Source organism: Methylocystis sp. WRRC1 (assembly GCF_020733155.1).
GTDB lineage: Bacteria > Pseudomonadota > Alphaproteobacteria > Rhizobiales > Beijerinckiaceae > Methylocystis.
Window position 1 is genome coordinate 1,963,088 of sequence record NZ_JAJFZJ010000001.1, and the last position, 24,424, is coordinate 1,987,511.

Here is a 24,424-nt window from a genome sequence, read left to right on the forward strand (position 1 = left end):
AATCAGTTCTTGTCAGAACCTCTCAGAAAGCTCGGCATCAGGCTCGACAGTCCGCCGCCGCCGCCGCTGCTCGCCTGCTGCGCGGGAGTGACGCTGCCGGGCTGCGCGACGGGATCGTTGTCGTTCCCGCCGCCGCCCATATAGCTCAGCGGATTCCACCAGCTGGTCTTCTTGGCGTCCGTGTCGCGGACCGAGCCCAGCGCCTGCGTCGGGTGGCGATAGCCGTCCGGCGGCTCGGTGAGCTGGCGGCGGGCGGGCTCGTCCGGCTCATTGGCGGCGTTGCGGGCGCGAGCGCTCATCACGCGCTGGAGGAGGCCGGGCTCGTCGTCGGTCCCGGGCGCGGCAGTCGGCGCGGGTCCGCGCACGCGCTCGAGAAGGCCGGGTTTCTTGGGGTCCGGCGGAGCGCCGGCCACGCGGCCGAAGCGATCGCTCTTGCGCTGCGTTCCCGGGGCGTTGCTCGGCCAGCCGTCGGGGCGGTCGACGCTCTCGCGCGGGGCGGGAAGAACGTCGGCGCTGCGGCTCGGCGGCAGCACGAGCTTCGGGCGCTCGCTGTAGTCGATCGACCTGGCGTCCGTCTCGGTGGACACGCCGACAAGGTCCATCACAGAGGTGATCGTGGATTTGTCGTCATAGGCCAGAGCCGGCGCGGCGTAGGCCGCCGCAAGACCGGCGAAAGCGCAGATGGCGCGACGCCGCGACCGTGCGAGCTTCATCGAAGGATCTCCCTGGTGCCCAAAAGGACGGCGACCGCGAGACGCGACGCCGAGACCTCTGCTTGACCCCGAAAGCCGCAACATGTGCGCGACTTGTTGGCGATTTAGTGGCGGGGCGCGCTTTTCCTTAAGCCAAAAGCGGCCGGCGCGCGAATCGCGGCCGCATCAAGGCCCCTCGGCCGGCGACTCCGGCGGGGCGAAAAGGCTCTCGTAAAGGAGAAGCGCCACTCCCGCCGTGATGAAAACGTCGGCGACGTTGAAAACGTAATTGGCCAGCGGGCCGACGGGCAGGGTCGTGTGGAGATAGAAAAAATCCGCGACCGCCCCGCGCGTGATCCGGTCCGTCGCGTTGCCGAGCGCGCCGCCGATGACGAGGCCGAGGGCCAGGGCCGTGAGCCGGTCCCGGACCCTCGTGAGCCAGAAGGCCAGTCCGGCGACGATGACGCCCTGCGCCGCGAGGAGCGCCGCCCTGGCTGAGTCCTCATGCGCGGGAAACAGCGAATAGGAGACGCCGTAATTCCAGGACAGCAGCACATCGAGAAAGGGCGCGACATTGATCGGTCCACGCTCCGCAATGTCGAAGACGTTCAGCATCCAATACTTGTGCGCCTGGTCGAGCGCGAGCGCGGCGAGCGCGGCGGCGAGGCCGAGGGCGCGAGGGGTCGGTCGGGGGGACAAGCGGGACGTCCTCAGAAGCGGAGCGGCGGAAAAGCCGCAGCCCGCTTACTAGGCCGGCTCGGCCCGAGGGGCAACCAGGCGTCCGCCCCCCGTTTCGATTTGCGCAAACGTCGCCTTTGCTATATGTAAACCTCCCTGTGGGGTTATGTGTTCGAACTGGGAGGGGCAAAATGTCATTTTTTAAGACGCCGGGCGTCGGATCCCGGCTGTTTCAGGCTTCCGCCGCTGTATTTGCGACGACGCTTCTGGCGTCGGGCGCCTTTGCGCAGGCCGCGCCGCCGCTGACGGCGCCGGGCGGGGACGCCAGGTCGACGGAAAACTACTGGACCGCGGACCGCATCAGGAACGCAAAGCCGATCGAACTCGTCCCCGCGCCGGGACACCGGCTGCAGCCGATCGACTCGACCGCCGCCGCCGCGGGTCCGTCGCAGACGGGCGCGGGAGCGCCTCCGACGACCGAGGACTCCAGCGCCATCGCGCGCCGGCTGCATCCGCCGATGCCTTTGACGGGCGCCGCGCCGGATGACGCTGGGACCAGCCGCAACACGAGCTCCTATGGCGCGCATTTCACGACGAGCCGGGTGTTCCCGGACGCCGCCACGACGACCTACCCCTATGTCACGACGGGTCGCCTCGCGTTCCGCAACCCGCGGACCGGGCGTGACTCGGTCTGTTCGGCGTCGGTGCTGCGGCCGCGCGTTCTCGTGACGGCGGGCCACTGCGTCTATCACGCGGGGCCGACGAGCGACGATCCGAGCACCAACAAATATTTCTATAGCAACTGGGTGTTCGTCCCCGCCTATAACAACGGCGCGGCGCCGAAAGGCACCTGGACCCCGGCTTGGGTGATCGTCTCCGGCTTCTGGTCGGCTGGCAACGGGTCGGTGCCCAATCAGCAGGACGTCGCCATGATGGAAATGCGCGACAACACCGCGGGCCAGAAGATTTCGGCGTTCACCGGCTATCTCGGCTATTCGACGGGCGGCCTGTCGCCGAACCATCTGACGATCATCGGCTATCCCTGCAATCTGGACAATTGCGCGAAGATGCAGAACACGACCGCCGAAAGCTTCGCCAATGGCGGAAGCAACACGGTCACCTACGGTTCCGCGCAGCGCGGCGGCACGAGCGGCGGCCCCTGGATTCAGGATTTCGGCGTCGCTGGAGCCGGCTCTCCCGCCGGAACGGCGAGGAACTGGCTGAAGTCGGTCTCCTCCTACGGCCCGGTCGCCACCGAGCCGAAATACCTGGGTGGTTCGATCCTGATGTCGAGCGGAACGTCGAGCTTCATCGACCTTCTGAACAAGGCCTGCGCACATCGGGCTGGAAACTGCTGAGTTTTCGCCTCACCTGACTTTGTAAATCGCCCCCGTCCGGAGACATCCGGACGGGGGCGACTTTTTTTATGGTTTCCCTCTCTCGATCTGCGGTCGCCGCGGCGACGAAATCGCGGCAAAAGGCGATCTTCCCTCCTGTCCAATCTTGACTTTGCGTTGGCGGCGGAATATGTCCAGCCCGCTGTTGGCACTCGTCTTTAGAGAGTGCCAACAGCTTTCGCTTATCTCTTGCGACGGGCGGCCGAGGCCGCTCGAAGCGCAGAAAAGGAAGAATTGGCAATGGCGTTTCGTCCCCTGCACGACCGGGTCGTGGTCAAGCGTCTCGAAGGCGAGGAAAAGACCAAGGGCGGCATCATCATCCCCGACACCGCCAAGGAAAAGCCGCAGGAAGGCAAAGTGATTTCCGTGGGCCCCGGCGCCCGCGACGAGAGCGGCAAGCTGGTTCCGCTCGATGTGAAGGCCGGCGATCGCGTGCTGTTCGGCAAATGGTCCGGCACCGAGGTCAAGATCGACGGCGAAGACCTGCTCATCATGAAGGAAAGCGACATCCTGGGCATCGTCGACTGACCCGACCCCGCCCTTCCCGCTTTCAAATCATCTCCAGGAGTTTCTAAATGGCTGCCAAAGACGTCCGTTTCTCCACCGACGCGCGCGACCGCATTCTGCGCGGCGTCGAAGTCCTCGCCAACGCCGTCAAGGTCACGCTCGGTCCGAAGGGCCGCAATGTCGTGATCGAGAAGTCCTTCGGCGCGCCCCGCATCACCAAGGACGGCGTGACCGTCGCCAAGGAGATCGAGCTTTCCGACAAGTTCGAGAACCTCGGCGCCCAGCTCGTCCGTGAAGTCGCCTCCAAGCAGAATGACATTGCCGGCGACGGCACCACCACTGCGACCGTGCTCGCCGCCTCGATCGCCAAGGAAGGCGCCAAGGCCGTGGCCGCCGGCCTCAACCCGATGGATCTGAAGCGTGGCGTCGATCTCGCCGTCGAGGCCATCGTCGCCGACCTCAAGGCCCACTCCAAGAAGGTCACCTCCAACGACGAGATCGCCCAGGTCGGCACCATCTCGGCCAATGGCGACCGCTTCATCGGCGAGGAAATCGCCAAGGCGATGCAGAAGGTCGGCAATGAGGGCGTCATCACGGTCGAGGAGGCCAAGAGCCTCGAGACCGAGACCGACATCGTCGAGGGCATGCAGTTCGACCGCGGCTATCTGTCCCCCTACTTCATCACCAACGCCGAGAAGATGATCGCCGAGCTCGACGACGCCTATCTTCTCATCCACGAGAAGAAGCTGTCGACGCTGCAGCCGCTGCTGCCGATCCTCGAGGCGGTCGTCCAGACCGGCAAGCCGCTCGTCATCGTCGCCGAGGACATCGAGGGCGAGGCGCTCGCCACGCTCGTCGTCAACAAGCTGCGTGGCGGCCTCAAGATCGCCGCCGTGAAGGCGCCGGGCTTCGGCGATCGCCGCAAGGCCATGCTCGAAGACATCGCCATCCTAACGGGCGGCCAGATGATCGCCGAGGATCTGGGCATCAAGCTCGAAAACGTGACGCTCCCCATGCTCGGCCGCGCCAAGCGCGTTCGCATCGAGAAGGAGAACACCACGATCATCGACGGCGCCGGCGACAAGAAGGACATCGAGGCCCGCATTGCCCAGATCAAGTCGCAGATCGAGGAGACCACCTCCGACTACGACCGTGAGAAGCTCCAGGAGCGTCTCGCCAAGCTCGCGGGCGGCGTTGCGGTGATCCGCGTCGGCGGCGCGACGGAAGTTGAAGTCAAGGAGAAGAAGGACCGCGTCGACGACGCCCTCAACGCGACCCGCGCGGCCGTTGAAGAAGGCGTGTCGCCCGGCGGCGGCGTTGCGCTGCTGCGCGCCATCAAGGCGCTCGACGGCGTCAAGACCGCCAACGGCGACCAGAAGACGGGCGTCGACATCGTGCGCAAGGCCATCCAGGCTCCGGCGCGCCAGATCGTCGACAACGCCGGCGGCGACGGCGCGGTCGTGGTCGGCAAGCTGCTCGAGGCCACCGAATATGGCTATGGCTTCGACGCCCAGAAGGGCGAGTTCGGCGACCTGATGAAGCTCGGCATCATCGACCCGACCAAGGTCGTGCGCACCGCGCTGCAGGACGCCGCTTCGATCGCCGGGCTGATCATCACCACCGAGGCGACGATCACCGAGGCGCCGAAGAAGGAAGCCCCCGCGATGCCGGCCGGCGGCATGGGCGGCATGGGCGGCATGGACTTCTAAGTCCACCGCTTCAGCAACTGTTCAGCACGGAAAGCCCCGGGGAGACCCGGGGCTTTCTTCGTTTCATGCGATTCATTCACTGGTAATTGTACAGCTCTAGTTTTCATTCGCCGCGAAAACGCGGCCCCATTGAAACATTGAATTTGTGGAGCGGATCATCATGCGGCGGCGTTTTCCCGTTTTTGTCGCGAGTCTTCTGCTGACACCCGGTCTTGCGGGGCCGGTTCACGCGGCATCAAATCTCGTTGCGGTGTCTGCGCGCGGCGTCGACGCCGCCGGCTGCGGAAGCGTCGCGTGCCCCTGCCGCACGCTGCAATATGCGCAAAATCTCGTCGCGCCGGGCGGCCAGCTCGACGTGATGGAAAGCGGCGAATATGGCGCGCTCACCATCACCAAATCGGTCGATGTCGTCTATGCGGGAACGGGCGTCGCCCTCGTGCAGCCGACGGGCGCGGGCAAGAACGGGGTGCAGGTCTTTGCCGGCGCCGCCGATGTCGTGCGGCTGCGAGGCCTCACCATAGAGGGCGGCGGCGTCGGCCTCAATGGCGTCGTGTTCCGCTCCGGCGCCCGACTCGAGATCGCAGACTCCGCCATACGCAACTTCACGAGCAACGGCGTCACGCTCGCTGGCGCCAACAGCCGTTTCTCGGTCATCGACACCGTCATCTCCGACAACGCCGGTTTTGGCCTGCGCGCCATTCCCGCCGCGACGAATGCAAAGGGCGAAATGGACGGCGTGCAGCTCCTCGAAAATGCAATGGGCGGCGCCCTTCTGGAGAATACGTCCTCTGCGCTCACGGAGGTCGTGGTCACGAAAAGCGTCGCCATGGGCAATCGCGCGGTCAGTCCCGGCGCGGGCTTTCGCGTCGCCGGCGCCGGCGCGCGTCTGACGCTGCGCGAGACCACGTCGAAGGACAACAGGATCGGCGTTTCGGCCAATAATGGCGGCGTTCTTCGTGTTTCGGGCTCTACGCTCGTCGGCAACAATACGGCGGCTGAGAAGCAGGGCGGCGTAATCGAAAGTTTCGGCGACAATGTCGTCAGGGCCAACGCCAACGACGCGCTCTCCGCGCTGACGCCCGTGAGCAATCACTGAAATTTCACCAGACTTTTTTGGAGTCACAGCATGCTCACGCGATATTCATGCGCCATCGCAGGCGCGCTCAGCCTCTTCGCATCGTCGGCTCTTGCCGCCCCGACCCTGGTCTTCGTCTCGACGCGCGGCACGGACGCGACCGGCTGCGGGACCATTTCCGCTCCCTGCCGCAGTCTGCAGGTCGCGCAAGACGCCGTCGCAACGGGCGGCTACATCAATATCCTCGATCCGGGCGAATACGCGGCCGTCTCTCTCACGAAGTCGGTCAATATCGTGAACGAGAGCCGGGGCGCCGCGCTGGTGCGGGCCAATGCGCCATTCGCCAGCGCGATCGGCGTCAACGTCAATCCCCTCGCCATCGTGCGGCTGCGCGGGCTCACGATCGAAGGGAACGGCCCAAACACCTGGGGGGTGATCTTCAATCTGGGAAAACGGCTGGAACTCGCGGACAGCGTCATTCGCAACGCCACCGGCGACGGGGTGTTCATGAATAACCGCAACAATCCGACCTTCGTGTTTTCCAATACGACCATCGCCAACAACGGCGGATTTGGGGTCCACGCCGCCGTGTCGGGCGGCTATGCGACCGACCTGCGGCTGACCGACAATTTTCTCGGCGGCATGCAGTTGTCCGGCGCGTCCGAAACCAGCTTCAACGCAGTCGTGATCGAAAACAGCTCCGCGACGAACGCTCCGGGCGGCTCCGCCGACGGCCGCGCCGGATTTGCCGCCCAGGGCGCCGTTCTGGTCTTGAGAGGCGCCACGCTGCGCGGCTTTCCATTCGGCGTCATCGCCAACTCCGCTATCATTCGTCTGAGCCGCTCGACGCTGACGGGCAACGCCGTCGCCGCGAAGACGCCGGGCGCGCCGATGATCGAGAGTTCGGGCGACAATGTCATTCGGGGCAATACGGACGACGCGCTGGGCGCGTTCACAGCCGCGCCGCTTCACTGACGCCCGCATGCGTTAATGTTCGGGGGAATAATTTTCTTCGCGCGCGCGAAAGATCCATCCATGGGCTCCGCTTCCGGCGGGGCCTTTTTTCATGCGTCGCGGCCATTCGGCGCCTTTGTGCGGGAGCGACGAAAGCGCGCGGGCTCGGGACGTTGCGGTACGGATCGCGCTCGGTTAGCATTCGGTTACGCGCGGCGCTTCCGTTCGCGCGGCAACCTGAGAATCGGGAGTGGTTTCGATGGCGAGCAATCGCGGCGCCGGCGCGGACGCGGACTGGGCCGAACATGAAAAGACCTACAACGGCTTCCTCTGGCTCCTGAAGTTCTCAGCGGCGGCCTCAGCGATAACGCTGCTCGCGCTCTACTTCTTCCTCGCGCGCTGACCGCGCAAAGCCCCTCACGCCAAGCCGTCAGGGGCTCCCATGACGGCGACGGTTTTCAACGCAACCGGAGTTCGTCATGCGCATAGCCGTATTGGCTGAAACGGATAAAGCCGAGCCGCGCGTCGCGGCGACCCCTGAAACCGTCAAGAAATTCGTCAGTATGGGAGCGGAGGTCGCCGTCGAGGCCGGCGCCGGCGCCGCTTCCGGCTTCTCCGACGCGGATTATGCGGCGGCCGGCGCCATGATTGGCCCCGACGCCGCAACCACGCTCGCGGGCGCCGACGTTGCGCTGCGCGTGCGCCGCCCCTCGGCCGCCGAACTCGCCGGCGCGAGGCAGAATCTCGCCGTCATCGCGATCATGGACCCCTTCGGCAACGAGGCGGCGCTCGCCGAACTCGCGAAGACCGGGGCCATCGCCTTCGCCATGGAGTTCATGCCGCGCATCACCCGCGCGCAATCCATGGACGTGCTCTCCTCCCAGGCCAATCTCGCCGGCTATCGCGCGGTGATCGACGGGGCGGCGGAATATGGCCGCTCCTTCCCGATGATGATGACGGCGGCGGGCACCGTGCCGGCGGCCAAGGTCTTCATCATGGGCGTCGGCGTCGCGGGCCTGCAGGCGATCGCCACGGCGCGCCGCATGGGGGCGATCGTCACGGCGACCGACGTGCGCCCGGCCACGAAAGAGCAGGTCGAATCGCTCGGCGCGAAATTCCTCGCCGTCGAGAACGAGGAGTTCCAGCAGGCGCAGACCGCGGGGGGCTACGCCAAGGAAATGTCGAAGGAATATCAGGCCGCGCAGGCTGAACTCGTCGCCTCCCACATCGCCAAGCAGGACGTGGTCATCACGACGGCGCTCATCCCGGGCCGTCCGGCCCCCAGGCTCATATCGGCGGAGATGGTGCGATCCATGCGGCCGGGCTCGGTCATCATGGATCTTGCGGCGGAGCGCGGCGGCAACTGCGAATTGACGCGGCCGGGCGAAACCGTCGTCGAGAATGGCGTGAAGATCGTCGGCGCCGCCAATCTGGCGTGCAGCATGGCGCCCATCGCCTCGAACCTCTACGCCAAGAACCTGCTCGCCTTCGTGGAGACCATGATCTCGAAGGAGACGAAGCAGCTCGCGATCAACTGGGAAGACGAGCTGGTGAAGGCGACGGCGCTCACGCGCGACGGCGCCGTCATCGATCCGCGATTCAAACAGGCCTGAGCCGACCCGAAATCCATCCAGCAAAGGGCGTCAAGCGATGACCGATTCCACGCAGCAATTGCTCGAAAAGGCGCGGGCCGCGGCGGAGGCCGCCCGTCAGTTGGCCGACCAGGCCCAGCATTATTCCGACCAGATCGCCCAGACGGCGGCGGCGGTGACGTCGCATGGGCTCGGCGGCGGCGCGATCGATCCGGTCGTTTTCCGCCTCGCGATCTTCGCGCTTGCGGTTTTCGTCGGCTATTACGTCGTCTGGTCGGTGACGCCGGCGCTGCATACGCCGCTGATGTCGGTGACGAACGCCATCTCCTCCGTCATCGTGGTCGGCGCGCTGCTCTCCGTCGGCGTCGAGCCCGCGAGCGTCAGCGACACCGGCGCCGGCTGGGCGCGATGGTTCGGCTTCATCGCGCTCACGCTCGCCTGTGTGAACATATTCGGCGGATTCCTCGTCACCGAGCGCATGCTCGCCATGTACAAGAAGAAGGGCTGACGCCATGAGCGCCAATATCTCGGCCCTTCTCTATCTCGTCGCCGGCGTGCTGTTCATCCTCGCGCTGCGCGGCCTTTCCTCTCCCTCCACTTCCCGCGATGGCAATCGCTACGGCATGATCGGCATGGCGGTCGCCGTGGCGACGACGCTTTTGCTGCATCTGCCTCCGCTCGCGGGTCTGGTCCTCATCGTCGTCGGCGCGGCCGCGGGCGGAGGCGTCGGCGCCTATGTCGCGCAGCGCATCCCCATGACGGCGATGCCGGAGCTCGTGGCCTTCTTCCATTCGCTCGTCGGCCTCGCCGCCGTGCTGGTGGCGGGCAGCGCCTTCTTCGCGCCGCACGCCTTCGGCATCGGCGCGCCCGGTCAGATCGAAGGCGGCAGCCTCTTCGAAATGTCGCTCGGCGCCGCGATCGGCGCGATCACCTTCACGGGTTCGATCATCGCCTTTCTCAAGCTCTCCGAGCGCATGAGCGGCAAGCCGATCCTTCTGCCCGAGCGTCACACGATCAACATCATGCTCGGCGTCGCGCTCGTCGGGCTGATCGCCCTGTTCTGCGGGACGGAGAGCGGGATCTGGCTATTTCTGCTGATCCTCGTCTCCTTCGTGCTGGGCGTGACGCTCATCATCCCGATCGGCGGCGCCGACATGCCGGTCGTCGTGTCGATGCTCAACTCCTATTCGGGCTGGGCTGCGGCGGGCATCGGCTTCACGCTGGGCAATCTCGCGCTGATCATCACCGGCGCGCTGGTCGGCTCCTCGGGCGCGATCCTCTCCTACATCATGTGCAAGGGGATGAACCGCAGCTTCATCTCCGTCATCCTCGGCGGTTTCGGCGGCGAGGTGGCGGCGGTCTCTGGCGCAAAGGAGACGCGCAACGTCAAGCAGGGCTCGGCGGACGACGCCGCCTATATCATGCAGAACGCCGGCAAGATCATCATCGTGCCCGGATACGGCATGGCGGTGGCGCAGGCGCAGCACGCCCTGCGCGAGATGGCAGATCTTCTCAAGAAAGAGGGCGTCGAGATCAGCTACGCGATCCATCCGGTCGCGGGCCGCATGCCCGGCCACATGAACGTGCTGCTCGCAGAAGCCAATGTGCCTTACGACGAAGTCTTCGAACTCGAGGACATCAACTCGGAGTTCGGACAGGCGGACGTCGCCTTCGTGATCGGCGCCAATGACGTGACCAATCCGGCGGCGAAGACAGACCCGTCGTCGGCGATCTACGGCATGCCGATCCTCGACGTCGAGAAGGCGAAGACCGTTCTTTTCCTCAAGCGCGGCATGGGCTCCGGCTATGCGGGCGTCGAAAACGAACTGTTCTTCCGCCCCAATACGATGATGCTCTTCGGCGACGCCAAGAAGACCGTCGAGTCGATCGTCAAGGCGCTGACGCACTGACCTGTCGAAACCGCCGCGAACACTGAAAAAGGAAGGCCCGGGATTTCTCCCGGGCCTTTCTTGTCGCTCGATTTCGTCGATCAATCGATCGTGAAGGCCGCCGGCTGAAACCAGCTGGCGACGTCGGGCCATCCGCCCTCATTGCCGGTGTAGAAAACGCCCCGCGAGCCATGCTTGTCCGTCCCGAATTCATACTTGCCGGCCAGGTAGAACGTCCGCTGCGGGAAGGGATGGAACAGGAAGTATTTGTAGTTGCCGATATTGTCGACGCCGAAGTCGAAAGAGAAGCGATCATTGTATTTGTAGTGGATCTTGGTGTCGACGACGAAGAAGGGATCGAAGGACTGGTAGATCCCGTAGGCGCGGTCGTTATTGGCCATGGTGCGCCACATGCGGCCCTGGTAGCGGGCTGCGAGCGTAAATGCCCAATGATCGTCCGGCCGGTAGGTCAGCGCCAGGGTTCCGCGCCAGTCAGGCACGTTCGGCACGGTCTTGCCCGCGACCGACGTGCACCACGGGAATTCGAAATTCGCAGGATTTGGCGCCCAGGTCGGATTGGAAATGATCCGTGCGTTGAGCCAGGTGGCGCTGCCGAGCACTTCGAGGCCCTTGAAGATCACATTGTCCTTCTGCAACGCCACCTCGACCCCGCTGTTGCGGATGCGCTGGACATTGGTCGGCGACTGGACGAGTTGCACCGTTCCGGGAATGAAGCTCTGCTGATTGATGATCGCGTCGCGGACTTCCTCGTCGAAGAAGGTCACGCGCGCGGAGCCGTCCGGGCCGACCTTGCGCTCGATGGCGATCTCCTTGGTGAGCGCGACCTCGGGCCGCAAATTCGGATTCGGGTTGGCGGCAACGCCGCTCGCAGCGATCGTCGCGAGGCTATAGAGCTCCCTCGCCGTCGGGAAGCGATTGGCCATGCCGATCGAGCCCGTGATCGTCCAGTAATTATCCGGCGTATATTGCAGCGATCCTTTCGGCGAGAAGCGCGTGCTCGCGCGGTTGGGCTGATAGATGGGCATCCATCCGGTTGGATTGCCCGTAAAGCCCGTGCCGAAGTTGTTGACGCCTGCGGCCTGGTTGTAGCCGTCCGTGGCTGCCCAGTGTTCGGCGCGCAGACCGGTCGTGAATTTCAGATCCGGATATATGTTGAAGGCGTCCTGGAGCCAGAGCGCCTGCGTCCGCGTCGTGCCCTGCGCGATGGAAACCGCGCCGCCAAGGCTCGAGGCCTGGCCGGCTGTCCAGTTCGTCGTCAGCCAGACTGGATTGTTGAGGTGGAACTGGTCGCCATGGAGACCGAAGCTGATGTCGTGGCCCTTCAATATCCCTTCCGGCGGGCGCACGACGCCTTTGAGATCCAGAAGCGTCCAGTAAGTGCCTGTGAAGACCGTGTCGCGGCCCGTCTGCGTGTAACCGCCGAGCGGGATGGCGGCCGACCAGGGAGAAATCTGATTGGATTGCAGATAGGAGAAGTTCGAGGCCGACAGTTCGAAGTCGAAGACGCCGCCGCTGTTCGACCTGATCGCCGCGGCGTTGGTCAGCATCTTCTCCTGAACCCGGTAGTAGCCCTGGGTCGCGAAGGTCTGCAGCGTGCTGTTGCTGAGCGACGGCGGCGTGCTTGACGCCTGAGCGCCAAAATAGGGTCCATAGCCCGAGACGAGATAGTTTTCCGGATAGGACGTCCCGTCGTTCGACCAGAATCCGAGCGTATACGTGCCGCGAATCGTCGAGCTGAAGTCATAGGCGAACTTCAGCTTGCCGTTGACCTGATCATTGGCGAGATTGCCCGCCGAGCCGATGACGTTCGCCGGCCCCATGCCATAGACGTTCGTCGCGAAATAGGCGCCCGGATAGGCGTAAAGATTATTGACCGTGACATAGGTGAGCGGCTGCTGCGACCCGCGCTGCCAATTGCCGGAGATCGTCCAGGAGAAGTCGTTGATCCTGTCGCCGGCGAAGACGCTCATGACATTGTTCACGAGACCCTTCGACGTTCCCCACAGCGAGAAATCCTGGACTGACAACGTCTCCTTCGCGGTGACTTCCAGCTTCTCCGGCATGCGGGTTGTGATCTTGAGCACGCCGCCCATCGAGTTGCCGGGATATTGCGCCGAGTAGGGGCCGTAGAGGAAGTCGACGCGTTCGATTTCTTCCGGCGCGACAAGGCCCCAGCGCGGAGCGCCGATGGTGTTGTCGTTGCCGATGAGCGCCGTCAGCAAAAGGTCGTCGGCGTAGACGAGGCTGCGCGCCGAGGAGCTCACGCCCCAGGTGCGGGTCTGGAGAACTGCCTGGGTGTCGCCGTTGTTGCGTTTGCGCACGAAGAGCGACGGCATGTATTTCACCGCGTCTTCCGTGTCGACGATGTTGATGGTGCGCTCGATCTGCTTGCGCGTGACGCTCGCGACCGTGTTCGGAAGCTGCCATTTCTCGACGAACGCCGGCCTGCCGTCCGGCAAGGTCGGCGACCATCTCGAAAGGACGGGGGAGGGTTCAGCCGCGGGCGCCGGCGTGGCGCCGCGCGCGCCCTGCGACGGAGCGCCTGCTCGCCGTTGGGTCGACGCCCGCGGGGCGCCGGCGCCCACGTCGATCGTCGGCAGAGACTGCTGGGCCGCGGCGGAGCCGACGCCCCATTCCGGGAGAACAATGAACGCGAGCGCGCAGACGGAAACGCCGCGCAAGAGATGCTGACGGTGCATGATTTCGGTTTCCCTACCCTACGCCGAAAAGGCGGCGCTTCTGATCGCGGCCCGAGACGCCGCCGGTTCGTTGCTGCGAGGATCAGACGCGGGCAGGCGGCGCACGGGCGGGAGCGTTGCGATTGAGGGAGAATCCGATGACGGGCGCCGCGCTCTCCGCAATGGTGATCCGCCCGAATATCCGGACCATGCGCACGGGCGCCGCCGCCGTTTCGACCGGCGCGTCTCCGACCCCGAGCTGGCAAAGCGCGCAGGACGCATGATCATGTGCCGGCGGCGCCGTGTCGCCGCCGTTGAGGCGCCCGGCCGACGAATCTGCGGTCGGCCCGGCGACAATCGAGTGGATCTCGCACCGGATCGCGTCCGCGAAGACGCCGCCGGTCGTCGCCAGACCGCCGGCAAAAGGCGCGCCAAGCTGCGTCAGAAGAGCGACGCAAATGAGGAACGCTGCGAACAGATGTCGACGCATGAGCGGTGCGACGGGCCCTTCTGACTCAGCGCGCGCCCGAACGTGCAGGTCCCCGGGACCCGGGAGCCCTCCGTCGAATGGCGGGGCGCGGGAATTTCGAAAAAACGCGCGTTAACGTTAACGGCTTGATTGTCAACACTGTCGCCAGACGTGAGACAGTCCAAGGCCGTTCGCGTTGTCAGTGCTTAAAAAATCCGTTAAGAGACATTTATGTCACAGGGGCGCGACATCAGCGACAGACTACGCGCGGCCATCGCGGTCGTAGCAATATGGTCGCTCATGTTCAGCGTTGTGACATCGGGCGCGGTCAACGCCAGCGCGGCGACCTTCGCCCTCAGAAACAACGCCGCCGCCAGCGTCGGTCTTTTTGCGTGCTTCAAGCGTCACATGACGCATCACGCCGACGCGGCGGGCGAAGCGGCTCCCGAAAAACGCACATCAACAGATCGCCATTGTCCGGACTGTTGCCTCGCGGCGCACGCGGGCGCGGCCGTGTTGCCCGAGCGGCTGGCGACAGTCGTGCGGCCCGCGCCGGCGGCGGCGCCCGTCGCTTATCGCGTCGCGACGTCGCGCGAGCCCAAGAGCGTTCCGCCTCCCCGGGTCAACGGCGCGCGCGCGCCGCCCGCCTAACTTGGAAACTTTCCGATCGGCTCGCCGAAGCATTGGCCCACGTGCTGCATGCTTTAAGATGGCCGGTCAGGGACGCCCAATGCGTCCGGATCACGACAAAATCAACAGCAGACGTCCGCCTTCGCCGGATAGTGCGCGCGCGTCGTCGAGAATGAGTGAGTTCAATGGATCATACGTCGCTATCCCCTCTCAGCATGTTTCTCAACGCGGGTCCGGTCGGCAAGATCGTTATGGCGATGCTCCTGCTCGCCTCGGTCTGGACCTGGGTCCTGATCGTCGAGGGCGTGGTCGCCGTGATGCGCATCAGCAAGGCGGCGGCATCGGCGCGATCGGGCGGCCCGGTCGGCGTCCTTGCGCCCGTCGAGGCGGCCGGTCGCGAAGCCTTCGCCCTCGATCTGCCGGACGAGACCATTGGCGACAAGCGCGAGCGCATCGCCGAGCACATGAGCCGCACGGCGCGCGAATTTCTCACGAAGGCCGAAGGCGGCCTGCCCAATCTCGCGGTGATCTCCTCGGTTGCGCCCTTCGTCGGCCTGTTCGGCACGGTGTGGGGCATCATGACCAGCTTCGCGGGCATCGCGCAGTCGCAGGACACGAGCCTCGCGGTCGTCGCGCCGGGCATCGCCGAGGCGCTCGCCGCCACGGCCTACGGTCTCGCCGCGGCCATCCCGGCGTCGGTCGCCTATAACCGTATCGGCTCGGCCTTCGCCCGCCTCGGCCAGCAGGTCGCGCATTACATCGAGGACGAGGCGCTGCGCATGACCAGCGCTCCCAACGCCCGCGCCCGTCAGCAGAAGGAGGCCGCATAATGGCGCTCCCCAGCCGCTTCAAGAACAACAACGATCTCTACCAGCCGCTGGCCGACATCAATGTGACGCCGCTCGTCGACGTCATGCTGGTGCTGCTCGTCATCTTCATGGTGACGGCGCCGCTGCTCGCCAAGGGCGTCAAGGTGAACCTGCCGCAGGCGAGCTCCGCGCAGCCCATGAACCACAAGGATCCGATCGTCGTGACGGTCGGCAAGGACGGCGCGGTCTCGCTCGGCTCGGACGCGGTTTCCGAGGAGGCGCTGATCGACGGCATCCGCGCCATGATGGGCGACGACCAGAGCCGCATCGTGCATGTGCGCGGCGACACCGAGGCGGTCTATGGCCAGGTCGTCGCGGTGATGGACAAGCTCGCGAACAATGGCATCACCCATATCGCGATCATGACCCATTCGCGCAGCAAGACCGGCCCGGCCACGAAGACCGGGGCGCCCGCGTCAGGCGCTCCTGCTGCGAGCACGCCGGCGGCGGGGGGAGCGGCTAAATGACAGACGTCGCGCTTATGCCGGACATGCTCGGCGAAGGTCAGGAGCCTCCCGGAACGCCGCGCGTACAGCCTCCGTGGCTGCGGCCGGTCGCGATTGTCGCGATCGTTCTGGCGCATGTCGCCGTCTTCGTCGGCTTCATGTATGCGGGGGCGCCGAAGATTACCTCGCTCGACTCGATCAGCATGGATCTCGTCCCCGAGGGCGACTTCTTCGAGCAGCAGGAAGTCAGCGAGGCCGAGGACACCCCTCCCCCCGTGGCGGTGGAGGAGCCAGAACTCGCCCTGCCGCCCCCGATGGTGATGTCGCCCGACGCGCCGCCGCTCCCGGCGAAGAAGGAAGACGCCGAGAAGGTCGAGAAGAAGCGGGAAGAGCGCAAGGAAGTCGAACACGCCCAGGAACGCCGCGAGGCGCAGGCGCGGCGTCGCTATGGCGCGCCCGAGGGCCACGCGGCGGGATCGGGCGCCTCGCAGGCGACCTGCCTCGCCCATGTCGCGGCGGCGTTGCGCCGGCATACGCCGGGCGCGACGAGTCTCGGCCCGGGCCACGCCAGCGTGACCTTCCACATCAATGCGGGCGGCGGCATCTCGGGGATATCCGCCTCGGGCTCGAGCCCGGCGCATGCGGCGCTCGCGCGGCGCATCGTCTCCTCGTCGCGCGGACCGAGCAGTTGCGCCTCGGCCTTCGTGAGCCAGGGCTTCACCTTCCATTGACAAGAACCGGCGGACGCAATTCGCGTCCGCCGCATCCGGCCCTCGATCCGGCCGAAACCGGAAATCGCCCAGCATGAAGATTCCGCCCCGAACCGGTCTCGCTTTCGCCTGCTCGATCGCAGCTTTGGGCGCCGCTCACGCCGAAACCGCGAAACCGGCCGCGCCTCCTGCGCCGCCCGCGGCCACGACGGCGTCGCCCCCCGCCGCCCCCGCCAAGCCCGCCACCGCCAAGCCCGCGCCCACAAGCACAGCGCCCGCGGCCGCGGCGAAGCCGGCGTCACCCGCCCCGGCGGGCGCCATGTCCGAAAGCAAATATCTGAGCCTGCTCTACGCCGAAATCGCCCGGAACACGCCGCAGGACAACGCCTCCGGGCCGGGCGAGGTGAAGGCGAGCTTCATCGTCGGCGCCTCGGGCAAGGTCGAGAAAGTCACCATCGACAAGACATCGAGCCCGGCTCACGCCGAGATCGTCAAGAAAATCCTGGCCGGCGTCCAGACGCCGCCGCCGCCCGGCGGCTCGATGGACGTGGGGCAGGTCTTCCGGTTCCGATAGCGCCATGAAGACGCTCGCCGCCAGCCTCTGTCTGATCGGCGCCCTCGCGGCGCCCGCGAGCGCCTTCGAGTGGGACGACGGACGCGGCGCCTTTCCGTTCCGTCCGGTCACGACCCGGAATTACGAGGCGGCGAAAGACCTCGAACACATGCGCCGCTTCGAAAAGGACGGCGGACGCCGCGTGGAGACGCTCAATAGCGTCTCCGCCCCGCGCCCGGCCGCCGCGCAAATCCTTCGCCCCCCAAGGCCCGCCCGCTCCGGAGCCCGCGCGAAGCCTCCGCCGCCCGGCGCCGAGAACGACGGGTTGAGCTTTTTCGGCCTGGAATGAACATGTGGCGGAGCGACCCGCCCTTTTCGCAAAAGGAATTCACCGGCGAAGGCGCCAGCCCGCGTCGCCGCATCGAAAGGCGCAGAGATGAGTAAAGCCCGTCCCGTCAAGTTTCGCGCCGGCCTCGCCGCCGCATTCGCCTTCGGCCTGACGACGGCCGCGCTCGCCGAGAACGCTCCGGCGGCGCCGGCGGAAGGCGCAAAGGCCCCGTCGGCCGCGTCCCCGTCTCCCGCGCCCGACGCGGGCGCGAAGGCGCCGATGAGCCATCACGCCGCGCCCGCCTGCGCCGATACGCGCCCGGATTGCGCCATGACGGTTAATCCCGCCTTCGACCGCAAGGGCAGGCTCTGGGTCGCCTTCGCGGTCGGCAAATCCGTCTACGCCGCGTCTTCCGGCGACAATGGCAAGACCTTCTCGGCGCCGATCACGATCGCAACCATCGGCGACGGCGTGATCGACTCGCATGGCGACTCGCGCCCGAAGATCGTCGCGCTGAATGACGGCGGGCTCCTCGCCAGCTACACGACGCGCCCGGACAAGGTGATGATCGGCACGATCTTCACCGCCCGCTCCACCGACGGCGGCAAGACCTTCTCGGCGCCGCAGCCGATCCTCACCGAGGGCGGCCAGCGTTTCGAGGCCTTCGTCGTCACCCCCAAGGGCCGCATCTACGCGGGCTGGCTCGACAAGACCCACGCGCTGAAGGCCAAGGCCGAGGGCAAGGAATTCGCCGGCAGCGGCGTCGCCTTCGGCTGGTCGGACGACGGCGGCGCGACCTTCAACGGCAAGTCGATCATGATGGATCACGCCTGCGAATGTTGCCGCATGGCCTCCGCGCTCGACAGGGACGGACTGCCGGTCTTCGCCTGGCGGCAGGTCTTCGACGACGGCGTGCGCGACCATTACGCCGCGAAGCTCTCCGCCGATGGCGCGACGCTCGCGGGCGGGCGCGTATCCGACGACAATTGGGCGATCAACAGTTGCCCGCATCACGGGCCCGGTCTCGCGATCGACGCGAATGGCGTCTGGCACGTCGCCTGGTTCACCAAGGGCAAGAACCGTCAGGGCCTTTTCTATGCGCATAGCGCCGACGGCGGCAAAAGCTTCTCCGAGCCCGAGAAGCTCGGCGACGACGCGCGCGCGCCGTCGCATCCGACGCTGCTCGCGGTGAAGGGCCGGCTCTACCGCGTCTGGAAGGAGTTCGACGGAACAACGACGACCATACCGATGCAAATCTCGCGCGACGGCGGCAAGAGCTGGAGCGCGCCGCGCGTCATCGCGCAGACGGCCGACGCGTCGGATCATCCCGAACTCGTCGCGAACAAGGGCGCCGCCTATCTCTCCTGGGTCACGAACAAGGAGGGCTATCGCCTCCTGCCCCTGCCGCGCGACGAAAAGAGCGCGGCGGCGCTTCGGTGATCGCAATGACCCGACGACCGATGCGCCTCGCCGCCCTGGCTCTTTCCTTCGCCCTCGTCGCCAGCGGGGCTTTCGCGCTCGACTTCCAGCCCTACGGGCGCGGAGCCTTCGCGGAGCTCGTGAAGGCGCATGCGGGCCGGCCGATGATGGTGCATTTCTGGTCCGTGACCTGCCCGCCCTGTCTTGCGGAGCTGCCGCAATGGGCCCGGATCATCGATGAGAAGAAGGGCGTCGACGTCGTCTTCGTGAACATCGACGATGATGAGGAGCGTCCGCGCGCCGAAGCGCGCTTGGCGAAAGCGGGCCTCTCGAAGGCGACGCATTACGGCTTTGCCGACAGTTTCGTCGAGAAGCTCTATTTCGAGGTCGACAAGATGTGGCGCGGCGAACTGCCCTTCACCGCGCTCGTCGCACCCGATGGCGGCGTGACGACGGTGACGGGGGCGGTCGACGATCCGCTGGTGACGGCCTGGCTGGCGAAGAACGCGGGAAAGTAAAATCCTTCTACCGGGTCGCGCCCGGCTTCCACAGCACGTCGCCCTTCTCGCGGTTGACGTAGCGCGAGGCGACGAAGAGGAAGTCCGACAGGCGGTTGACGTAAGCGAGCGCGGTCGGCGAGAGGTCCTCGCCCTCCGTCTCGCCCAGCGTCACCATCACGCGCTCGGCGCGCCGGCAGATGGTGCGCGCGAGATGCAGATAGGCCGCCGCCGCCGTGCCGCCCGGCAGCACGAAGGATCGCAGCGGCGCGAGGCCGGAGTTCAGTTCGTCGATCTCCTTCTCCAGCCGCTCCACCTGCGAGGGCAGGATCGAAAGCCGCATCGCCGGATCGATCGGATTGGCGGGATCGTGCGGCGTCGCTAGCTCCGCGCCGAGGTCGAAGAGATCGTTCTGTATGCGCTCCAGCATCCGGTCGAGCGCCGCGTCGCGCGCCTCGATCGCAAGACGCGCGACGCCGATCGCGGCGTTGGTTTCGTCTATGTCGCCATAGGCCGTGACGCGAATGTCGTCCTTGCGCCGGCGCGCGCCCGTCGCGAGCGAGGTCGCGCCCTTGTCTCCACCACGCGTGTAGATTCTGTCGAGCTTGACCATTCGTCAGCGTCCCCGCGCATAGAGCACCGCGAGCACGAGCGCGAGCGCCAGAAATTGAAGGCCGACGCGCCAGCGCATGAGTTTCTGCGAGCGGCCCGGCGCGCCGCCGAGAAACATGTTGACGAAGCCTGCAATCAGCACGAGGCCGACCGCGCCGACGGCGACGGCGACGAGAATGTTGGAAATAGCCATGGCGCTCCCCGCGGATTTCTCCTCAGGGAGTAGTGAAGCGCGCAGACGAGGGCAAGACGTTTATCGCCGCAGGAGGCGCTGGAGATAATCCAGCTCCTCCGTCGGGCGTTCGGGCTGGCCGAGGCGCCGGCGCAACTCCTCCTGCACGCGATGGGCGCGCTGCGCCGGCGGCAGGCCCAGCGGATCGTATTTTTCGCGCGACGCGTTCTTGCCCTGGGACGAGCGGCCGAGCGGGTCGCGTCCCTTGCCGCCGCGCGCGCGGGAGCGGCCGGCGCCCTGCTGGCCTTCCTCTCCCTCCTCGCCCCGCATCTGCTGCGCGAGCTTGTCGGCGCCCTTGCGCAGCGCCTGCACGGCGCGCCCCTGCGCGTCCACCGCCTTGCCGCGTCCCTCGCCCTGGGGCCCGAGCGCTTCTTCGGCCTCTTTCATCGCCTTGCGGGCTTCGTCGAGCTCCTCGTCCGCCTCGCCGCCGTCGGCGCCCAGCGCGTCCTGCTGACGTTCGAGCCTTTCGCGCAGGCTCTTCTGGCGGTTGCGCTCCCCACCGGAATCGTCGCTCCGCTGTTGACCTTTCGCGCCGCCGCGGCCCGGCCGATCCTCGTCCTCGTCGTCCGGATTTTTCATTCCCTGAAAAGTGTCGTCGCGCAGCTGCTGCTCCTCGCGCGAGAGCTGATCGAGTTCCTTCAGCGCCTTCGACATTTCGCGGTTGCGCTGGCTCTGACGCACGCCCTCCTGCGCTGTCTGCACATTCTCCATGATGTCCTGAAGCTCGTCGAGGAGCCTTTGCGCCTCCTCCATGTCGCCGGACTTCATGGCCTTCTCGATGTCGTCGAGCATGGACTGCAGGTCTTCGGGCGTGACGCTGTTTCCGTCACTGGCGCTTTCGCGCGGCTGCTGTCCCGGCGTGGGCCGCGCGCCGAGCTGCTCGAGGAATTTGTCGAGCGCCGCGCGCAGCTCCTGCGAGCGCTTCGCGATCTCCTCCTCGCTGTCGCCGCGCTGCATGGCCTCGCGCAGCGCCTTTTCGGCGGCGCGCAGATCGCGCTCCGCTTGCGAGGAGTCGCCGTCCTCTATGCTCAGCGCCATCGCCCACAGCATGTCGGCGACGCCGCGCAGATCGTCGTCGCTGCGCCGGCCCTCCAGACCGCGGCGCGCGGCGCGCAGGCCGAGATGAACCGCGGCGGGCGTGTCGAAGGCCTCGGGAGCGAGCGAGAGCGCCTCCAGCGCCGCGCGCACATTGGCGCGCGCTTCCGGGTCGAGCGCCAGATTGCGCCGCTGTTCGACGAGCGCGCGGGCGAGCGGCTTGGTGAAGCGGCGCTGCGGCAGGATCACCTCCACCGGATCGGACGCGCCCTCATTGCCGGCGGCGTCCTTCGCGACGAGCTGCATGGCGACTTTCGCGCCGGCGTAGGGGCTGTCGGCGAGATCGATCGTCGCCTTGCCTTCGCCGAGCGCGCCGGGTCCGGCGGGCGGCGGCAGCGCCATGCGCGGCGGCTCATAGAGCGCGCGGTGCTTCGCCTTTCGGCTGAAGACCGCCTCGACGCCCGCGACGCCGTAATCGTCCTCGGCGCGATAGCCGAGCGTCATGGAGCCGCGCACATTGTTGCGCGGCTTGTCGGAGAGAGAAATTGCCGGCGGCCTGTCGGGAATGACGGCGACGTCGAATGTGCGGCCGTCGGGAAGCGCGAGGCGCGCGTCGCCCGTGAGACTGTAGCTGCGCTCCTTCGCGGCGGGGGGGTCAGCGGGCTCGACGGGCGCAAGGCCGCCCTCCATGGTCACGCTCGTGTCCGCCGGGCGCAGGCGCAGAAGCGAATTCGCCGGCGCTTCGATCACGCCGCTCTCCTGCGCAAGCACGATCGGCGGACGGCCGGTGTAGGCCGGCGGCTCGAACCAGGCGTCGATGCGCTGCGAAGCGCCAAGAAGATTCACCGCCCGCCAGTCGAAGGCCGCGGCGAGCCGGGCGCGTTTCTCGTCCCCGGCCACGAAGGCCGCCGCAATCGCCGCGACAAGCGCGAAGGCGCGCAGCGCATAGGGGTCGCGCTCCGGCACGCGCGGCGACGGCGGGGCGACAGGCGTGCTGGCGAGCGCCGCCTCGAGCCGCTTGCGATGCAGCGACCAGAGCGCCGCGGTCGCCGGATCGGCGTCCTTCGCCGCAAGCGTGTCGTCGAGGGAGGCGGCGGGCCGCAGGGCCGCGTCAGCGCCCGCGTCGAGGCGGTGGAGCGCGGCGCGCCGGCGGGGCCAGCCCCGCGCAATTTCGCGCGCGAGGAGGAAAAACGCCGCGAAGCCGAAAAGCGCGACCCCGGCCACGCGAGCCTCGACAGAAACCGCGCGCCAAAGGCCGATCCAGGACAGGGCGAGGAAAAAGAGGCCGAGCGTCGCGAGCGCCGCCCCGAGACGCCACAGCCGCTCCGCGAGGATCGCGGCGGCCGAACGTCTCAGCATCGTCTCCAGCTGGGGCGAATTCGCGCCCGTTTCGTCTTCCGGCGTGTCGGCGTCCTGCTTATCGGTCATTCTCTCTCCGGCCGCGAGTTTCGCCCCTCTAGATGGCGTTTCCAAGGAGATTGGACAAACCCTCGGCGATGACGGTTAACATGGCCGGCCATGACCCGCGCGAAAAAACCCGCCCCCGACGTCGTCTCCGGGCCTTACACCGACCTCGCCGCCCTGCCGGCGCCGGTCACGGCGATCCGCGAGAAAATTCTCGCGGGGCTGGAGAAGAACGACGTGGAGGCGCTGCGCGTCCCGATCGACTGGAACGAGGTGCGTCCGCTTTTCGCGAAAAGCGGGACATTCAAGGCCGGAACGGACCCGATCGAGATCCTGAAGGCGCTGTCCTTCGACGGGAGGGGGCGGGAGATTGTAACGATCCTCCGCGCCGTGCTGGCGCAGCCCTTTGTGAAGGTCGCGCGCGGGCCCGTCACGCTCTATGAATGGCCCGCCTTCGCGCGCCATCCCGCGCCGGCGGCGACGGATGACGAGGCGCGGGCGAGATGGCGCTGCGTGCGCTTCGGCGATCTGGCGCGCTCCAACGCCGAGGGGAAGCCGCGCCCCATGCGGCTCGGGATCGCGGCGGACGGCGTCTGGCATTATTTCTGGAGCGAGGACTGACGCGCCGCCTCACAACGCAGCGTGAAACCGTATCGGCGCCCCGGTCGACGGCGTCACGAGATCGCCCTCCCACATCACCTTCGCGCCGCGCACGAACGTCCCGACCGGCCAGCCGACGACCTCCTTGCCGTCATAGGGCGTCCAGCCGACGCGCGAGGCGATCCATGAATTGCGGATCGTCTCCCTGCGTTTCATGTCGACGATCGTGAGATCGGCGTCGTAACCCACCGCGACGCGGCCCTTGGCGGCCATTCCGAAGAGGCGGGCGGGGCCGGCGCTGGTGAGATCGACGAAACGCTGGAGCGTCAGCCGGCCGGCGTTCACATGGTCGAGCAGCAACGGCACGAGCGTCTGCACGCCCGTCATGCCCGAAGGGCTCTCGGGATAGGGCTTCGCCTTTTCCTCCAGCGTATGCGGCGCATGGTCGGAGCCGACGACGTCCACGACGCCCTGCCGGAGTCCGCGCCAAAGGCCCTCGCGATGGCGCGCGTCGCGCACCGGCGGGTTCATCTGCGCAAGCGCGCCGATGCGTTGATATTCGCTCGAATCCATCGTCAGATGATGCGGCGTGACCTCGACGCTGGCGAGATCCTTGTGGTCCGCGAGCAGCGCGATTTCCTCTTCGGTGGTCACATGCAGCACATGGATCAGCGCGCGCTTCTCGCGAGCGATCCCGAGCAGGCGCCGCGTCGAGCGCAGCGCGGTCTCCTCGTCGCGCCAGACCGGATGCGACGAGACGTCGCCGGGAACGCGCAGCGGCTTTCTCTCGTTCAGACGATCCTCGTCCTCGCTGTGGAAGGCGGCGCGCCGCCGCGTATGCGCCAGAACCTCCGCGATCCCCGCGTCGTCGGCGATGAGCAGCGAGCCCGTCGAGGAGCCCATGAACACCTTGATCCCCGCGGCGCCCGGCAGGCGCTCGAGCTCGCCGAGATGTTTCGCATTGTCATGCGTGCCGCCGACCCAGAAGGCGAAGTCGCAATGCATGCGCCCGCTCCCGCGCGCGACCTTGTCGGCGAGCGCCTCGGCGGTGCTCGTCAGCGGATTGGTGTTGGGCATTTCGAAAACGCCCGTCACCCCGCCCAGGACGGCGCTGCGCGAACCCGATTCGAGGTCTTCCTTTTGGGAGGCGCCCGGTTCGCGGAAATGCACCTGCGAGTCGACCACGCCGGGCAGGACGTGCAGGCCGCGGCAATCGACGCGCTCTCCGGCCGAGGCGCGCGAGAGGTCGCCGATCTGTGCGATCCTGCCGTCGCGTATCCCTACGTCGCGCAGGCCCTCCCCGTCCTGGTTGACGAGCGTGCCCCCGGAGAGGATGACGTCGAAATTCATGGATGGCGCCTCGCTTGCAGTGTCATGCTCCAGATAAGCAGTTGACGCTCATGCGCCAAGGGCGCGCGCGACACAAGG

The 24,424-nt window shown here is 66.7% G+C and carries 26 protein-coding genes; 18 read left to right on the forward strand and 8 right to left on the reverse strand.

Translation table 11 applies throughout. The annotated features are described in order from the left end of the window. Positions 1-2: 2 nt before the first annotated feature. A complete protein-coding gene (locus LG047_RS09450) occupies positions 3-713 on the reverse strand; it encodes a hypothetical protein (protein WP_227966433.1) in 711 nt (236 codons plus the stop codon). A 165-nt stretch (positions 714-878) separates the two neighbouring features. Then, entirely contained in the window at positions 879-1,391 is a 513-nt protein-coding gene (gene lspA, locus LG047_RS09455) for a signal peptidase II (protein WP_227966434.1), read from the reverse strand. A gap of 170 nt (positions 1,392-1,561) precedes the next feature. Between lspA and LG047_RS09460 the strand changes: the two genes are divergently transcribed. The 9 genes from LG047_RS09460 (at position 1,562) to LG047_RS09500 (ending at position 10,514) form a co-directional block, all read left to right on the forward strand. Further along, complete coding sequence (locus tag LG047_RS09460; RefSeq protein ID WP_227966435.1) at positions 1,562-2,728, forward strand: serine protease; 1,167 nt, start codon at positions 1,562-1,564, stop codon at positions 2,726-2,728. A 279-nt stretch (positions 2,729-3,007) separates the two neighbouring features. Continuing rightward, positions 3,008-3,295: a co-chaperone GroES gene (gene groES / locus LG047_RS09465; RefSeq protein ID WP_036284179.1), complete on the forward strand. Its 288-nt coding sequence runs from the start codon at positions 3,008-3,010 to the stop codon at positions 3,293-3,295. Between the two features lie 47 nt (positions 3,296-3,342). Continuing rightward, positions 3,343-4,983, forward strand: a complete 1,641-nt coding sequence (gene groL / locus LG047_RS09470; protein ID WP_036284181.1) for a chaperonin GroEL — start codon at positions 3,343-3,345, stop codon at positions 4,981-4,983. A gap of 160 nt (positions 4,984-5,143) precedes the next feature. Further along, positions 5,144-6,079 (forward strand): right-handed parallel beta-helix repeat-containing protein, encoded by a 936-nt coding sequence (locus LG047_RS09475; protein WP_227966436.1) that lies wholly within the window; start codon positions 5,144-5,146, stop codon positions 6,077-6,079. A 30-nt stretch (positions 6,080-6,109) separates the two neighbouring features. Beyond that, entirely contained in the window at positions 6,110-7,033 is a 924-nt protein-coding gene (locus LG047_RS09480) for a right-handed parallel beta-helix repeat-containing protein (protein ID WP_227966437.1), read from the forward strand. Positions 7,034-7,271: 238 nt separating this feature from the next. Next, a complete protein-coding gene (locus tag LG047_RS09485) occupies positions 7,272-7,415 on the forward strand; it encodes an aa3-type cytochrome c oxidase subunit IV (RefSeq protein WP_036284186.1) in 144 nt (47 codons plus the stop codon). Between the two features lie 76 nt (positions 7,416-7,491). After that, a complete protein-coding gene (locus LG047_RS09490; protein ID WP_036284187.1) occupies positions 7,492-8,625 on the forward strand; it encodes a Re/Si-specific NAD(P)(+) transhydrogenase subunit alpha in 1,134 nt (377 codons plus the stop codon). A 37-nt stretch (positions 8,626-8,662) separates the two neighbouring features. Beyond that, positions 8,663-9,112, forward strand: coding sequence for an NAD(P) transhydrogenase subunit alpha (locus tag LG047_RS09495; RefSeq protein ID WP_036284188.1), 450 nt, complete (start codon positions 8,663-8,665; stop codon positions 9,110-9,112). A gap of 4 nt (positions 9,113-9,116) precedes the next feature. Beyond that, entirely contained in the window at positions 9,117-10,514 is a 1,398-nt protein-coding gene (locus LG047_RS09500; RefSeq protein ID WP_227966438.1) for an NAD(P)(+) transhydrogenase (Re/Si-specific) subunit beta, read from the forward strand. Between the two features lie 80 nt (positions 10,515-10,594). Here LG047_RS09500 and LG047_RS09505 read toward each other — a convergent pair whose 3' ends face one another. Beyond that, the gene (locus LG047_RS09505) at positions 10,595-13,213 is read right to left on the reverse strand and encodes a TonB-dependent receptor (protein WP_227966439.1); all 2,619 of its coding nucleotides are present in this window, start codon (positions 13,211-13,213) and stop codon (positions 10,595-10,597) included. An 82-nt stretch (positions 13,214-13,295) separates the two neighbouring features. Beyond that, entirely contained in the window at positions 13,296-13,682 is a 387-nt protein-coding gene (locus LG047_RS09510) for a DUF2946 family protein (protein ID WP_227966440.1), read from the reverse strand. Between the two features lie 210 nt (positions 13,683-13,892). Here LG047_RS09510 and LG047_RS09515 point away from each other — a divergent pair, with 210 nt between their 5' ends. The 8 genes from LG047_RS09515 (at position 13,893) to LG047_RS09550 (ending at position 19,134) form a co-directional block, all read left to right on the forward strand. Further along, positions 13,893-14,312, forward strand: a complete 420-nt coding sequence (locus LG047_RS09515; protein WP_227966441.1) for a DUF2946 family protein — start codon at positions 13,893-13,895, stop codon at positions 14,310-14,312. 164 nt (positions 14,313-14,476) lie between these two features. Next, positions 14,477-15,121, forward strand: a complete 645-nt coding sequence (locus tag LG047_RS09520; protein WP_036284195.1) for a MotA/TolQ/ExbB proton channel family protein — start codon at positions 14,477-14,479, stop codon at positions 15,119-15,121. Then, entirely contained in the window at positions 15,121-15,627 is a 507-nt protein-coding gene (locus tag LG047_RS09525; RefSeq protein WP_036284196.1) for a biopolymer transporter ExbD, read from the forward strand. The genes LG047_RS09520 and LG047_RS09525 overlap by 1 nt, the downstream gene beginning before the upstream one ends. Next, the gene (locus LG047_RS09530; RefSeq protein ID WP_227966442.1) at positions 15,624-16,337 is read left to right on the forward strand and encodes an energy transducer TonB; all 714 of its coding nucleotides are present in this window, start codon (positions 15,624-15,626) and stop codon (positions 16,335-16,337) included. Before LG047_RS09525 ends, LG047_RS09530 begins: the two co-directional genes overlap by 4 nt. A gap of 73 nt (positions 16,338-16,410) precedes the next feature. Next, a complete protein-coding gene (locus tag LG047_RS09535; RefSeq protein ID WP_227966443.1) occupies positions 16,411-16,890 on the forward strand; it encodes an energy transducer TonB in 480 nt (159 codons plus the stop codon). 4 nt (positions 16,891-16,894) lie between these two features. After that, positions 16,895-17,218, forward strand: coding sequence for a hypothetical protein (locus LG047_RS09540; RefSeq protein WP_227966444.1), 324 nt, complete (start codon positions 16,895-16,897; stop codon positions 17,216-17,218). A gap of 87 nt (positions 17,219-17,305) precedes the next feature. Next, a complete protein-coding gene (locus LG047_RS09545; protein ID WP_227966445.1) occupies positions 17,306-18,637 on the forward strand; it encodes a sialidase family protein in 1,332 nt (443 codons plus the stop codon). A gap of 5 nt (positions 18,638-18,642) precedes the next feature. After that, positions 18,643-19,134, forward strand: a complete 492-nt coding sequence (locus LG047_RS09550; RefSeq protein ID WP_227966446.1) for a TlpA disulfide reductase family protein — start codon at positions 18,643-18,645, stop codon at positions 19,132-19,134. 7 nt (positions 19,135-19,141) lie between these two features. On the opposite strand, the gene LG047_RS09555 is transcribed toward LG047_RS09550, so the two are convergent. Genes LG047_RS09555 through LG047_RS09565 form a run of 3 tightly spaced genes read right to left on the reverse strand, consistent with a single transcriptional unit; the run spans position 19,142 to position 22,420 of the window. Then, complete coding sequence (locus LG047_RS09555) at positions 19,142-19,726, reverse strand: cob(I)yrinic acid a,c-diamide adenosyltransferase (RefSeq protein WP_227966447.1); 585 nt, start codon at positions 19,724-19,726, stop codon at positions 19,142-19,144. Between the two features lie 3 nt (positions 19,727-19,729). Further along, entirely contained in the window at positions 19,730-19,918 is a 189-nt protein-coding gene (locus tag LG047_RS09560) for a twin transmembrane helix small protein (RefSeq protein WP_036284203.1), read from the reverse strand. Between the two features lie 60 nt (positions 19,919-19,978). Further along, positions 19,979-22,420, reverse strand: coding sequence for a TIGR02302 family protein (locus tag LG047_RS09565; protein WP_227966448.1), 2,442 nt, complete (start codon positions 22,418-22,420; stop codon positions 19,979-19,981). Between the two features lie 90 nt (positions 22,421-22,510). On the opposite strand from LG047_RS09565, the gene LG047_RS09570 reads away from it, so the two are divergent. Further along, complete coding sequence (locus LG047_RS09570; RefSeq protein WP_227966449.1) at positions 22,511-23,017, forward strand: hypothetical protein; 507 nt, start codon at positions 22,511-22,513, stop codon at positions 23,015-23,017. Positions 23,018-23,026: 9 nt separating this feature from the next. Here LG047_RS09570 and LG047_RS09575 read toward each other — a convergent pair whose 3' ends face one another. Continuing rightward, on the reverse strand, positions 23,027-24,346 hold the full coding sequence (locus LG047_RS09575; protein WP_227966450.1) for a dihydroorotase: 1,320 nt from the start codon (positions 24,344-24,346) through the stop codon (positions 23,027-23,029). Positions 24,347-24,424: the final 78 nt, after the last annotated feature.

Excerpts from the sequence above, each read along its gene's own strand:
- LG047_RS09505 (WP_227966439.1), bottom strand. The coding sequence starts at position 13,213 with ATGCACCGTCAGCATCTCTTGCGCGGCGTTTCCGTCTGCGCGCTCGCG.
- LG047_RS09485 (WP_036284186.1), top strand. The coding sequence starts at position 7,272 with ATGGCGAGCAATCGCGGCGCCGGCGCGGACGCGGACTGGGCCGAACAT.
- LG047_RS09495 (WP_036284188.1), top strand. The coding sequence starts at position 8,663 with ATGACCGATTCCACGCAGCAATTGCTCGAAAAGGCGCGGGCCGCGGCG.
- LG047_RS09460 (WP_227966435.1), top strand. The coding sequence starts at position 1,562 with ATGTCATTTTTTAAGACGCCGGGCGTCGGATCCCGGCTGTTTCAGGCT.
- LG047_RS09510 (WP_227966440.1), bottom strand. The coding sequence starts at position 13,682 with ATGCGTCGACATCTGTTCGCAGCGTTCCTCATTTGCGTCGCTCTTCTG.
- LG047_RS09515 (WP_227966441.1), top strand. The coding sequence starts at position 13,893 with ATGTCACAGGGGCGCGACATCAGCGACAGACTACGCGCGGCCATCGCG.
- LG047_RS09520 (WP_036284195.1), top strand. The coding sequence starts at position 14,477 with ATGGATCATACGTCGCTATCCCCTCTCAGCATGTTTCTCAACGCGGGT.
- LG047_RS09550 (WP_227966446.1), top strand. The coding sequence starts at position 18,643 with ATGACCCGACGACCGATGCGCCTCGCCGCCCTGGCTCTTTCCTTCGCC.
- LG047_RS09480 (WP_227966437.1), top strand. The coding sequence starts at position 6,110 with ATGCTCACGCGATATTCATGCGCCATCGCAGGCGCGCTCAGCCTCTTC.
- LG047_RS09530 (WP_227966442.1), top strand. The coding sequence starts at position 15,624 with ATGACAGACGTCGCGCTTATGCCGGACATGCTCGGCGAAGGTCAGGAG.
- LG047_RS09535 (WP_227966443.1), top strand. The coding sequence starts at position 16,411 with ATGAAGATTCCGCCCCGAACCGGTCTCGCTTTCGCCTGCTCGATCGCA.
- LG047_RS09565 (WP_227966448.1), bottom strand. The coding sequence starts at position 22,420 with ATGACCGATAAGCAGGACGCCGACACGCCGGAAGACGAAACGGGCGCG.
- groES (WP_036284179.1), top strand. The coding sequence starts at position 3,008 with ATGGCGTTTCGTCCCCTGCACGACCGGGTCGTGGTCAAGCGTCTCGAA.
- LG047_RS09525 (WP_036284196.1), top strand. The coding sequence starts at position 15,121 with ATGGCGCTCCCCAGCCGCTTCAAGAACAACAACGATCTCTACCAGCCG.
- groL (WP_036284181.1), top strand. The coding sequence starts at position 3,343 with ATGGCTGCCAAAGACGTCCGTTTCTCCACCGACGCGCGCGACCGCATT.
- LG047_RS09540 (WP_227966444.1), top strand. The coding sequence starts at position 16,895 with ATGAAGACGCTCGCCGCCAGCCTCTGTCTGATCGGCGCCCTCGCGGCG.
- LG047_RS09450 (WP_227966433.1), bottom strand. The coding sequence starts at position 713 with ATGAAGCTCGCACGGTCGCGGCGTCGCGCCATCTGCGCTTTCGCCGGT.
- LG047_RS09560 (WP_036284203.1), bottom strand. The coding sequence starts at position 19,918 with ATGGCTATTTCCAACATTCTCGTCGCCGTCGCCGTCGGCGCGGTCGGC.
- LG047_RS09475 (WP_227966436.1), top strand. The coding sequence starts at position 5,144 with ATGCGGCGGCGTTTTCCCGTTTTTGTCGCGAGTCTTCTGCTGACACCC.
- LG047_RS09570 (WP_227966449.1), top strand. The coding sequence starts at position 22,511 with ATGACCCGCGCGAAAAAACCCGCCCCCGACGTCGTCTCCGGGCCTTAC.
- LG047_RS09500 (WP_227966438.1), top strand. The coding sequence starts at position 9,117 with ATGAGCGCCAATATCTCGGCCCTTCTCTATCTCGTCGCCGGCGTGCTG.
- LG047_RS09490 (WP_036284187.1), top strand. The coding sequence starts at position 7,492 with ATGCGCATAGCCGTATTGGCTGAAACGGATAAAGCCGAGCCGCGCGTC.
- LG047_RS09545 (WP_227966445.1), top strand. The coding sequence starts at position 17,306 with ATGAGTAAAGCCCGTCCCGTCAAGTTTCGCGCCGGCCTCGCCGCCGCA.
- LG047_RS09575 (WP_227966450.1), bottom strand. The coding sequence starts at position 24,346 with ATGAATTTCGACGTCATCCTCTCCGGGGGCACGCTCGTCAACCAGGAC.
- LG047_RS09555 (WP_227966447.1), bottom strand. The coding sequence starts at position 19,726 with ATGGTCAAGCTCGACAGAATCTACACGCGTGGTGGAGACAAGGGCGCG.